This is a genomic window from Streptomyces phytophilus, assembly GCF_013870535.1.
GTDB lineage: Bacteria > Actinomycetota > Actinomycetes > Streptomycetales > Streptomycetaceae > Streptomyces > Streptomyces phytophilus.
This window is the reverse complement of record NZ_JACBXC010000090.1, coordinates 1-10,843: the sequence shown is the minus strand read 5'-3', so window position 1 is coordinate 10,843 and position 10,843 is coordinate 1. Positions and strand designations below refer to the sequence as shown.

Here is a 10,843-nt window from a genome sequence, read left to right as displayed (position 1 = left end):
GACGAGGACACCGCCCTGCGAGCCGCGGAAACCCTGCTCGCCACCGAGGACGAAGTCACCTGGTCCGCCGAGCGCCGCGAAACCGTCGCCCGCCGCGTCACCCGCCTCGGCGCCGTCGAACTCCGCGCCCGGCCACTCCCCCGCCCCGACCCCGCCCGCCTGCACGCCGCCCGCCTCGACGGGCTCCGCCGCGAAGGCACCGACCTGCTGCGCTGGTCCGACGGCGCCCGCGCGCTACGGCACCGGCTCGCCTTCCTGCACCACGCACTCGGCGACCCCTGGCCCGACGTCCGCGACGACGCACTCCTCGCCCGCGCCGACGACTGGCTGGACGACGAACCGCGCCGCATCGACGCCGCCCGCGTACTCCGAGGACTCCTCCCCTGGGCCCGCGGCGACGCCGCCCGGCTCGACGAACTCGCCCCGGAGCGCATCGAGGTGCCCAGCGGCTCCCGCATCCGCGTCGACTACGACGACCCGCAGCAGCCCGTACTCGCCGTCAAACTCCAGGAACTCTTCGGCCTCGACAGCACGCCGCGGATCGCCGACGGCCGCGTACCGCTCCTGGTGCACCTGCTGTCACCCGCCGGCCGCCCCGCCGCCGTCACCGCCGACCTGGAGTCCTTCTGGCGGCAGGGCTACCCCGCGGTCCGCGCCGAACTGCGCGGCCGCTACCCGAAGCACCCCTGGCCCGAGGACCCGGCCACCGCCGCGCCCACCCGGCACACCACGCGCCGCACGAACGCCGGCCGCTGACCTGCGGCCCCCGGCACCGAACCGGCCCTACTCGACCGTCAGCTCCAGCGTCAGCGTCACGCCCTCGCTCGTGGTCAGCAGCAGCAGGAACTTCCCCGTTTCGTCGCCCGCCTGGATCGTCGGCAGCTTCACCGTGCCGTCCCCGGCCGTCGTCAGGTTCAGCTTGCGGACCGGGTTGCCCTCCGCGTCCTTGAAGAACGGGCCCTTGTCGTTCTGCTCGCCCGCCTCCGTGACCATCGCCGCCGTCACCGGCGCCTCCGCGGCGGGACCGCCCCGGTACGTCACCTTGGCCTCGACGGCGCCGAACTCGCCGCCCGCCGCCGCCGTGAGCGCCGCGTCACCGACACGCGCCAGCCCGTACGACGCCTCCACCTCGGCGGCGAAGTCCACCGGGCTCACGCCCCCGCCCGTCGTGGCGCGGATCGTGAAGTCCCCGGTCAGCTGACCGGCCTTGACCACCGGCGCCGTCGCGTAACCGGAGCCGTTGGTCGTGACCGACGCGGTCTTCCCGCCACCGGCGAAGACCGCACCGGTCTGGCCGCTGATCGTGAACGTGACCGTCTTCCCGGACACGCCCGCGCCGCGCGCGGTCACGCCCCGCACCTTCGGACGCTCCGCGAAGTCGGCACCGGTGTACGCGCTGCTGGACTGCGGGCTCACCACACGCAGGTCCGATATGGTCGGCGCCGGCTCCTCCGGGCCGTTGTCGTCGTCCCCGTCGTCCGGGGGCGGGTCGCTGGGGCCGGGACTGGGGGTACTGCCACCGCCGTTCCCGCCGTCGCCCTTGCCGTCGTCCTTGCCGCCCTTGCCGGGCTTGTCGCTCTCCGACGGGCTCGGCGACGGACTCGGCGTGTTGATGCCGTCGCTCCGGTCCCCCGGGTCGGCCCCGGAGCCGTCGGGCACCGGGTCGGCGCCACCCTCCTTGTAGAAGTCGTACCAGGTCAGGACCGTACGCAGATACGACTGCGACTGGTTGTACCCGAGGATGGCGGCTTCCAGGTCGGCCTGCGAGGACAGGTCGCGCCCGCCCGCGCACAGATACCGCCCGGCGGACAGCGCCGCGTCGTAGACGTTGTCCGGATTGCGCTCACCGTCGTCGTTGCCGTCGCTGCCCCAGGTCGCCCACGTCGACGGGATGAACTGCATCGGACCGACGGCACGGTCATGGGTGGTGTCCCCGTCGTACTCGCCGCCGTCGGTGTCCGTGATGTTGGCGAAGCCGTTGCCGTTCAGCACGGGGCCGAGGATGGGATTCCGCGTCGTACCGTCCGCGGTCACGTCACCGCCGCGGGCATGTCCCGACTCCACCCGGCCTATGGCCGCCAGCAGCTCCCACTCCAGGTTGCACCCGGGGTTGCTGCGCGCGAGCCGGCTCTCGGCCTGCTTGTACGCGTCGAGGACCGTCGCCGGAATACCGGACTCGTCGGCCTCGTCCTCCAACTCGTCACCCGGCGAGGGGTTGGCGCTCTCCAGCGGCGGCAGGTCGGTGTAATAAGGAGAGCCACCCGTGATCGAGTCCTCGCCGCCCCCCGGCGCCTGGTCGGGGGCACTCTTCCCGGGGGCCTCGGGCCCCGCCGAGAGCCCCGGCGCCTGTGAGGCCGACAGCGCCGCCATCGCGGCGGCGGCCACAGCCGCGGTCATCGCACCCTTGCGCAGTCGTCGTCGCGTCGGCGCAGACATCGCCTACCCGTCCCCTCGTAGGTCTGCAGGCTCCCCCGCACAGCAATGCTCGCGACCATACGTCAAGTTGATGCCGCGTTCTACCGCCTGTGGATGAACGGTGACCGCACCCGGACATCCGCCGGAACCCGGAGCTGGGGAGTCAGTATTTGGGCCCTACATGGGCGTCCATGAGCGCGACGGACGCACGCCTGGCGACGGAGATGTTGAACGGATCGGAGCCGCGGGCAAGGGTCGACCACTCGACGCCGACGCGGTCGAGTGCGTCGGTGAACAGCCTGCGGATGTCGTCGGACTTGTTGCTGAAGAAGTAGCGCGGATACTCGTAGCGCTTGCGCCGACCGGCGACGAGACGAGTGGTCCAGTTCATGATCCGGCACCCGTCGGAGTGGATGAGCCCGCGGATGAAGGGCCAGGGATGCCGGTCGAGGATCTCCTGCTGCCACGGCTCGGCGGCGATCCGCCGCTCGTGCTTCTTTCCCGTGCCGTGCTGGGGGAAGAGGCACGGCAGGTGCAGGGAGTACACCTTCACGTTGTGGCAGCCCGTCCGGGAGACCAGGCAGATCCTGTTGTGCGGGAAGACCGCGTTCATCGCACGGCGGCAGTCGCGCATCAGACCGGGCCAGGCGTCGGCACAGGTGATCATGAGGCTGGGCACCCGGTGTCCGGAGTACCGGACGATGTGGCCGTCACCCAGGTAGAGGCCCAGGAGGTAGGAGTAGGCCGTGTCGTCCAGGGGGCGGCCGTCGCACCGCGGGCACGGCCGCTCGGGCACACCGGGCAACGTCCCGCGTGCGGCCCGGTCCCGGTGGAGCCAGTAGCCCACAGTCCCTACGGGAACGCCGAGATCTCTGGCGACGTCGGCGTTCCGCGCCCCGTTGCGCAGCATGGCAAGTGCCTGGTCGCGCACATCCGCGCCGTGCGTAGTCATGGAACAACTGTGCGCGACCGCGCCTAAGCACGCCGCTCCACCGGCGGAATTCACGAGAAGGATGCGCTCCGCTTGAGCGAGACGAGGAGTGCCCGGTGTGGGACTCGAACCCACAAGCCCGAAGGCACGGCTGTTTGAGAGCCGCGTGTTTGCCAGTTCCACCAACCGGGCTCGCTCGATGCGGGCCCAAGCCTACCGCGTACTCACCTCCTCCCGCGGGGTCGGTACTCTCGGGGGTGCCCCTTCCGCAGCCAGGCAATACCCCGAGGAGCACCGTGAGCGCCCCCGAGACCCCCGAACCCCCGGAGGACATCGCCGCCGTCAGTGCCGGCGGCGACGAACACGTGCCGCCGCAGACCACGCGGGTCGTCATCGCCGAGGACGAGGCCCTCATCCGGCTCGATCTGAAGGAGATGCTGGAGGAGGAGGGGTACACCGTCGTCGGGGAGGCGGGGGACGGGGAGACCGCGGTGCGGTTGGCCCGGGAGCATCAGCCGGATCTGGTGATCCTGGATGTGAAGATGCCCGTGCTCGACGGGATCTCCGCCGCCGAGCAGATCGCCGCCGACTCCATCGCCCCGGTGCTGATGCTCACCGCGTTCTCCCAGCGCGAGCTGGTCGAGCGGGCGCGGGACGCGGGGGCCATGGCGTATCTGGTGAAGCCGTTCAGCAAGGGTGACGTGGTCCCGGCCATCGAGATGGCCGTCTCGCGCTACACGGAGCTGAAGGCGCTGGAGAAGGAGGTCGTCGACCTCACCCAGCGGCTGGAGACGCGCAAGCTGGTGGACCGGGCGAAGAGCATCCTGCAGACGGAGTACGGGCTGTCGGAGCCGGCGGCGTTCCGGTGGATCCAGAAGACGTCGATGGACCGCCGGCTGTCGATGCAGCAGGTGGCGGAGGCCGTGATCGAGGACGACGCGGAGAAGAAGGGCAAGAAGAAGCAGGGGTAGTCCGCGGGGCCGGCAGGGTTCCGTTCGGCGATGCCCGCCCGCGCCCCCGTCCCCGTCCCCGTCCATGGACGCGTGAGAGCGGCCCGTGCCCCCCTCCCCGGGGCGCGGGCCGCTCTGTGTGCGGTCGGTTTCAGTCTTCGCCGAGGTATGCCTTGCGCACGGACTCGTCGTGCAGCAGTTCCTCCCCGGTGCCCGACAGGACGACCTTGCCGACCTCCATCACGTGGCCGTGGTCGGCGATGGAGAGCGCGGCCTGGGCGTTCTGCTCGACGAGCAGGATGGTGGTGCCCTGGGACTTCAGCTCCCGGATCGTCTCCATGATCTTCTGCATCATGATCGGCGAGAGGCCCATGGAGGGTTCGTCGAGCATGAGCAGCTTGGGCCGGGACATCAGTGCCCTGCCCATGGCGAGCATCTGCTGCTCGCCGCCGGAGAGGGTGCCTGCGGCCTGCTTGCGCCGTTCGCCGAGGATGGGGAACAGCTCGTAGCACATCTTGATGTCCTGCTCGATGCCCGCCGAGTCCTTCCGGAGGAAGGCGCCGAGTTGGAGGTTCTCGGTGATGGTGAGGCGGGGGAAGAGCCGGCGGCCTTCCGGGGAGTGGGCGAGGCCCATGGCGACGATCTTGTGGGCGCCGACGCCGTTGAGCGGCGTGCCGTCGAAGAAGACCTTGCCGCCGGCCGGCTTCAGCAGTCCGGACAGGGTGCGCAGGGTCGTCGTCTTGCCGGCGCCGTTGGTGCCGATGAGGGTGACGACCTCGCCGCTTTGGACGCTGAACGAGATGCCCTTGACGGCCTCGATCTTGCCGTAGGCGACTTTCAGGTCTTCGACCTGCAGTAGCGCGGTCACGCGTCGCCCTCCTTGCTCGTCTTGGGGGTGCTGCCGCTCCCGGTGTTCCTGGCGAGGGCGTCCTCGGCCGCGGTGACCTCGGCGACTGCCTCGTCCTCGGGGACGCCCTCGTAGGGGGTGCCGAGGTACGCGGCGACGACGCGGTCGTCGCTCTGGACGACGTCGGGGGTGCCCTCGACCAGTTTTTCGCCCTGGACGAGGACGGCGACGCGGTCGCAGAGTCCGAAGATGAACCGCATGTCGTGCTCGATGACGAGGACCGAGATGCCCTGTTCGCGGATCGCGAAGACCAGCTCGCGGGTGGCCCGGGTCTCCTGCGGGTTCATGCCCGCGGTGGGCTCGTCGAGGAGCAGCAGTCCGGGTTCGCTCGCCAGTGCCCGGGCGATTTCCAGCTTGCGCTGTTCGCCGTAGGGGAGGTTGCGGGCGAGATGGTCGCGCTTGGCGGCCAGCCCGGTGAACTCCAGCAGCTCCATGGCGCGTGCTTCGGACGTCCGCTCCGCCTTCTTGAAGCCGGGGCCGCGCAGGAGCGCGGACCACAGCCCTTCGCGGGTGCGGGTGTGCCGGCCGACGAGGACGTTTTCCAGGACCGTCATGTTGGCGAAGAGACGGATGTTCTGGAAGGTACGGGCGATGCCCGCCTCGGTGACGCGGTGGGAGCGGTGCGGCAGGACCGCGCCCTTGTAGCGGACCGTGCCCTCGCTGGGGATGTAGAGCCCGGTCATGCAGTTGAAGAAGGTGGTCTTGCCGGCGCCGTTGGGGCCGATGAGCCCGACGATCTCGCCCTGGTCGACGGTGAGGTCGACGTTGCGTACGGCGGTGAGGCCGCCGAAGCGCATGGTGACGCCGCGGGCGTCCAGGACGTTCCCGCTGCCCGGCCCCTTGGCGGGGATGGTGTCGCTGGCCATCGGTGTCACACCCCCACCTTCTTGCTGAGGCCGGTATCTTCCTTGGGCACGTCGAGCTGGCCGGTGTCGTGGAACTCCAGTTGCTTCCGCCGGTCGGCGATGAGGCCCTCGGGGCGGAAGCGCATGAGCAGGACGAGCGCCACGCCGAAGAGCAGCAGCTGGTACTCCTGGACGAACTGCAGCTTGGCGGGGATCAGGTAGAGCAGCGACGCGCCGATGAGCGGGCCGCTGACGGTGCCCATGCCGCCGAGGATGACGGCGGCCAGCAGGAACGCGGAGTTCGGCGGCACGGCTTCGACGAACTTGTACTGCGTGGGTGTGACGGTGTACGTCACGTGCGCCTGTACGGTGCCCGCCATGCCGGCCAGGGTGGCGCCGAGCGCGAAGGCGAGGAGCTTGAGCCGGAAGGCGTTGATGCCCATGGCCCGTGCCGCGGTCTCGTCCTCGCGGATGGCGACCCAGGCGCGGCCGATGCGCGACTGGTCCGCGCGCCGGAAGATCGTCACGATCACGACGGTGAAGAGCAGCATGAGCAGGAAGTAGTTGGAGAACCTGCCCAGTTCCTGGCCGAGGATGGTGTGTTCCTCGCCGAGGTTGAAGCCGAGGATTTCCAGCTCGGGGATGTTCGGGATGCCGTTGGGCCCGTTGGTGACGTCGGGTCCGGAGTCGCCGTCGAGGTTCTGGACGCCGATGCGGAAGATCTCGCCGAACCCGAGGGTGACGATGGCGAGGTAGTCGCCGCGCAGCCGCAGTGTCGGGGCGCCGATGAGGACGCCGAAGACGAGCGACGCCGCGGCGCCGGTGAGCACCGCGGCCCAGAACGGGAAGGTGACCCCGATGCTGGAGGTGGGTGCGCCGGAGACCAGGGCGGCGGTGTAGGCGCCGACGCCGAGGAAGGCGACGTAGCCGAGGTCCAGCAGGCCCGCCAGGCCGACGACGACGTTGAGGCCGAGGGCGACGGTGGCGAAGATGAGGATGTTGGTGCCGATGCTGGCGTAGGCGTCGTTGCTCTGGGTGAACGGGAAGGCGAACGCGGCGACGAATGCCGCGGTCACGGTCACGTTCCGGTGCTTGGCGGTGAGCTGGCCCAGTTGCCTGGTGAGGCCCGCGCGGCCCACGGCGGGGAAGGCGAAGGAGACGAGCACCATGTAGCCGATGAACAGTTCGGCGTAGTCGGTGTCGATTCCGAACGTGAAGATGTACAGGCCGAGGGCGAAGGCGGCGGAGATGATGACGATCTCCACCCAGCCGGGCATGTCCCGCAGCCGCCCGGGACCGGGTGCCTTCAGGGAGTGGACCAGCTGTGCCCAGGGGTTGGCCGGCGGCTTCTCGGGGTCGACGGGGACGTCGTAGGGCAGTCCGAGGGCGCCGATGGCGGTGATCAGGGCCATCGCGACGGCGATGTAGCCGCCGGGGTCGACGTTGATCAGCCCGCCGAGGTTCTTGATGATGGCGCCGACGGTGTAGCCGGTGACGCCGAGGGTGCCGAGCGCGAGCAGCCGTACCGCGCTGTTGGGCCCGCCGGGGGTGAGCCAGCGCAGTCCGCGCAGGCCGCTGCCGGAGAGCAGGAACAGCAGGGTGAGCAGGGCGCCGGTGAGCGTCAGGAGCTGCAGTCCGCCGGGGTATCCGTAGACGGTGAGGTTGCCCGGGAACTCCTCCGTGTAGGTCCACGAGAGGAAGGTCGAGACGAAGGTGCCGGCGGCGCCGACGAGGGCGATGAGCCGGGCGGTGCCCGGCGGCAGGGGCAGCACGCCGCCCGCGGGGGCGGTTTCGGATGCGGTGTTCTTCTCCAGGGTGTTCATCGCTATCACGCCCGATCCGAGACGCGTTCGCCCAGCAGGCCCTGTGGCCGCAAGAGCAGTACGAGAATGAGCAGGACGAACGCCCAGACGTCCTTCCACGCACCGCCGCCGAGCTGCTCCATGCCGGGGATGTCGGCGATGTAGGCGGTGGCCATGGCCTCGGAGAGCCCGAGGACTACGCCGCCGATCATGGCGCCGTAGATGTTGCCGATGCCGCCGAGGACGGCGGCGGTGAACGCCTTGAGGCCGGCGATGAAGCCCATCTTGAAGTTGACCTCGCCGTAGCGCAGGCCGTGGGCGATGGCCGCGATGGCGGCGAAGGCGGCGCCGATGGCGAAGGCCATGACGATGATGCGGTCGGTGTTGATGCCCATGAGCTTGGCCGTGTCCGGGTCCTGCGAGGTGGCCTGCATGGCGCGGCCGGTGCGGGTCTTGGAGACGAAGAAGCCGAGGGCGATCATGCACACGGGGGCGGCGATGAGCAGGTACAGCTCGCCGCGTTCGATGGTGAACGCGCCGAAGTCGAGGCGCGGGCCGGAGAACTCGGGGAACGGCCGCGACTTCGTGGCCTCGGGGTACCAGGCCCAGATGGCCTGCTGCAGTGCGATGGACAGGCCGATCGCGGTGATGAGGGGGGCGAGGCGGGGTGCGCCGCGCAGGGGGCGGTAGGCGAAGCGCTCGGCGCCGACGCCGACGAGCACGGAGCAGATGACGGCCATGAGGATCATCAGCGGCAGGGCGACGAGCAGGCTGGTGCCGTTGGGCATCCACAACCACATCGTCAGGGCGCCGAAGCCGCCGATCATGAATATCTCGCCGTGGGCGAAGTTGATGAGCTGAACAATGCCGTACACCATCGTGTAGCCGATGGCTATGAGCCCGTACAAGGCGCCGAGTAGCAGGCCGTTGGCAAGTTGCTGCGGCAGATCGTTCACCGCTGGGCCTCCGAGTGGGTGTCAGATATGGCCGCGCGGGGGGCGCTGTGTGCGCCCCCCGCGCCGCTTGCGGTCTATGTGATCAGTGGGCGGTGGTGGTCGCCCCGGTCAGCCTTCGAACTCGCCGCTGGTCAGCGGCACGTGCTCGCCGTCCTTGACCTGGTACAGCGACAGCTGCTTGTTGGTGGTGTCGCCGAACTCGTCGAAGCCGACCTTGCCGGTCACGCCCTCGAAGGAAACGTCGTTCATGGCCTCGGTGATGGCCTTGCGGGCCTCGTCCGCGTCACCGGGCAGTTCGCCGTCGTTCTCGTCGACGACGGCCTTCACGGCCTGGATGATGGCCCAGGTGGAGTCGTAGGAGTAGCCGCCGTACGCCTCGTAGGCGTCCTCGTAGCCGGCCGCGTCGTAGTTCTTGATGAACTCCTTGGCGGTGTCCAGCTCGGTCAGCGGGGCGCCGACGGAGCTGGCCATGTCGCCTTCGGCGTTCTCCTTGGCGAGGGCCACGTACTCGGCGCTGAACAGCGCGTCGCCGCCGACGGTCGGGATCTTGGCCCCGGCCTTCTTGACCTGGGCGGCCAGCGGGGCGCCGGCCGGGTACTCGCCGCCGTAGTAGACGAAGTCGGCGCCGGAGTTCTTGACCTTCGTGGCGATGGCCGCGAAGTCCTTGTCGTCGGGGTTGACGTGGTCGGTCCCGACGACCTTGCCGCCGAGGTTCTCGAACTCGTCGGCGAAGGTGCCGGCGAGGCCGGCGCCGTAGGTCTTCTTGTCGTCGATGACGAAGACCTTCTTCAGCTTCTGCTCGTTGAAGAGGTACTGCGCCGCGTACGGGCCCTGGATGGCGTCGGTGGTGGACACGCGGAAGTACGTGTCGAAGGGCCGCGTCTTCTCGCCGTCCTGCCACTCCTCGCCCTGGGTCAGGGAGGGGTTGGTGTTGGCGGGCGAGACCTGGACCATGTCGGCGTCGGCGAAGACCTTCTGCATGGACTGGCCGACGTCGGAGTTCAGCGGGCCGACGACGCCCATGACGTCCTCGTTGCCGACGAGCTTGGTGGCGTTCTGCTGGCCCTGCTGGGCCTGTGCCACGTCGTCGAGGGGTTCGAGCTCGAACGTGACGCCCTTGACCTCCTCGTTCTCGTTGGCCGTCTTCACGGCGAGCTCGGCGGAGTTCTGGATGCCGATGCCCAGGGCCGAGAGGTCACCTGTCAGCGGGGCGTCGAGGCCGATAACGACGGTCGTTCCGTCGCCACCGCCCCCGCCTTCGCTGTCGTCGTCGCGGGAACCGCAAGCAGACAGCGTGAGAGCCCCTGCGGTGACCGCAGTGGTGAGTATGAGCAAGGAACGGTGACGCACGATCAGTCCTTTCCCCTGGCGCGGCCTCGACTGCGCAGAGTGGGCCGGTGCACGCGGCAGGCGTCGGAAGGTGACCTGCTGCGCGGTGACTGGGCGTGACTCTAAGCCGCCCCGGGTCGAGGGGGCAGAGGTGCAGGCAATGCTGTGACTCTCTTGTTATGACCCTTACAGCCACCTTCCGCGTCGGCGGGCGCGGTCTGTGCCGGATCCGCGGAGTCCGGACGCCCGAACGGGCGTGAAGCCGCTGCTGATGTCCTATGCGCCGGGAACGGCCCGGGGGGCGGGTTCGCATATCGTACGCAGCGCCCGGGACAGTTCGGCGGCGTAGGTGCCGCCGAGGATGGAGCTGTAGTCCTGTATTGCGCGCGTGTTACGCAGCGTTACGCGCAGCGAGGGCAGGCGGGCGTCGAGGGGGAGGCCGGCGCACCGGACGACCTCGAACCTGACGGTGACCCGGGTGGGTTGGCCCTCGGGGAGTTCGAGCGGGAGTTCGGGCCGGACGGAGAGGCTCAGGCCGCTGTAGCCCTGGGTGATCTTCTCCAGCGAGGCGCCGCTGTCCGAGGTGGCCATGAGCTGCGCAGCAAAAGCGGTATCGCCCGCTTTGGGGGTTTCTATCCCGAGAAAGGAGAAGTCGGTCGACTGGATCGGGTACGGCACGAGCGCGGCCGGCTCCGGCTCCGGCCGTGT

At 69.7% G+C, this 10,843-nt stretch carries 9 protein-coding genes, 1 tRNA gene and 1 pseudogene; 2 read left to right on the top strand and 9 right to left on the bottom strand.

Annotated features, from left to right (window positions below):
* A partial coding sequence (locus H5J30_RS07955; protein ID WP_309505463.1) for an ATP-dependent helicase C-terminal domain-containing protein occupies positions 1-756 on the top strand: 756 nt, incomplete at its 5' end.
* Between the two features lie 27 nt (positions 757-783).
* Here H5J30_RS07955 and H5J30_RS07950 read toward each other — a convergent pair.
* The 3 genes from H5J30_RS07950 to H5J30_RS07940 all read right to left on the bottom strand — a co-directional run bounded on the left by H5J30_RS07950 (position 784) and on the right by H5J30_RS07940 (position 3,538).
* Positions 784-2,196 carry a lytic transglycosylase domain-containing protein gene (locus tag H5J30_RS07950; RefSeq protein ID WP_181786445.1) on the bottom strand — a complete coding sequence of 471 codons (1,413 nt, stop codon included), beginning with the start codon at positions 2,194-2,196 and terminating at the stop codon, positions 784-786.
* Between the two features lie 382 nt (positions 2,197-2,578).
* The gene (locus H5J30_RS07945) at positions 2,579-3,367 is read right to left on the bottom strand and encodes a helix-turn-helix domain-containing protein (RefSeq protein WP_181786444.1); all 789 of its coding nucleotides are present in this window, start codon (positions 3,365-3,367) and stop codon (positions 2,579-2,581) included.
* A gap of 89 nt (positions 3,368-3,456) precedes the next feature.
* A tRNA-Leu gene (locus H5J30_RS07940) sits at positions 3,457-3,538 on the bottom strand.
* Between the two features lie 104 nt (positions 3,539-3,642).
* Here H5J30_RS07940 and H5J30_RS07935 point away from each other — a divergent pair.
* Positions 3,643-4,317 (top strand): ANTAR domain-containing response regulator, encoded by a 675-nt coding sequence (locus H5J30_RS07935; protein WP_181786443.1) that lies wholly within the window; start codon positions 3,643-3,645, stop codon positions 4,315-4,317.
* Between the two features lie 130 nt (positions 4,318-4,447).
* Here H5J30_RS07935 and H5J30_RS07930 read toward each other — a convergent pair whose 3' ends face one another.
* The 6 genes and pseudogenes from H5J30_RS07930 to H5J30_RS07905 all read right to left on the bottom strand — a co-directional run.
* On the bottom strand, positions 4,448-5,164 hold the full coding sequence (locus tag H5J30_RS07930) for an ABC transporter ATP-binding protein (RefSeq protein WP_181786442.1): 717 nt from the start codon (positions 5,162-5,164) through the stop codon (positions 4,448-4,450).
* Complete coding sequence (locus tag H5J30_RS07925) at positions 5,161-6,069, bottom strand: ABC transporter ATP-binding protein (RefSeq protein WP_181786441.1); 909 nt, start codon at positions 6,067-6,069, stop codon at positions 5,161-5,163. The genes H5J30_RS07930 and H5J30_RS07925 overlap by 4 nt, the downstream gene beginning before the upstream one ends.
* Positions 6,070-6,074: 5 nt before the next feature.
* On the bottom strand, positions 6,075-7,871 hold the full coding sequence (locus H5J30_RS07920) for a branched-chain amino acid ABC transporter permease (RefSeq protein ID WP_181786440.1): 1,797 nt from the start codon (positions 7,869-7,871) through the stop codon (positions 6,075-6,077).
* Between the two features lie 5 nt (positions 7,872-7,876).
* Positions 7,877-8,806 (bottom strand): branched-chain amino acid ABC transporter permease, encoded by a 930-nt coding sequence (locus H5J30_RS07915; RefSeq protein ID WP_018835625.1) that lies wholly within the window; start codon positions 8,804-8,806, stop codon positions 7,877-7,879.
* Between the two features lie 108 nt (positions 8,807-8,914).
* Positions 8,915-10,156, bottom strand: a complete 1,242-nt coding sequence (locus tag H5J30_RS07910) for a branched-chain amino acid ABC transporter substrate-binding protein (protein ID WP_181786439.1) — start codon at positions 10,154-10,156, stop codon at positions 8,915-8,917.
* Positions 10,157-10,411: 255 nt separating this feature from the next.
* Positions 10,412-10,843 (bottom strand): annotated as a pseudogene (locus H5J30_RS07905) (hypothetical protein); the annotation flags it as partial.

What these genes read in the sequence shown, in the direction of transcription:
- H5J30_RS07925 (WP_181786441.1), bottom strand. Translation starts at nt 6,069, where the DNA reads ATGGCCAGCGACACCATCCCCGCCAAGGGGCCGGGCAGCGGGAACGTC.
- H5J30_RS07945 (WP_181786444.1), bottom strand. Translation starts at nt 3,367, where the DNA reads ATGACTACGCACGGCGCGGATGTGCGCGACCAGGCACTTGCCATGCTG.
- H5J30_RS07920 (WP_181786440.1), bottom strand. Translation starts at nt 7,871, where the DNA reads ATGAACACCCTGGAGAAGAACACCGCATCCGAAACCGCCCCCGCGGGC.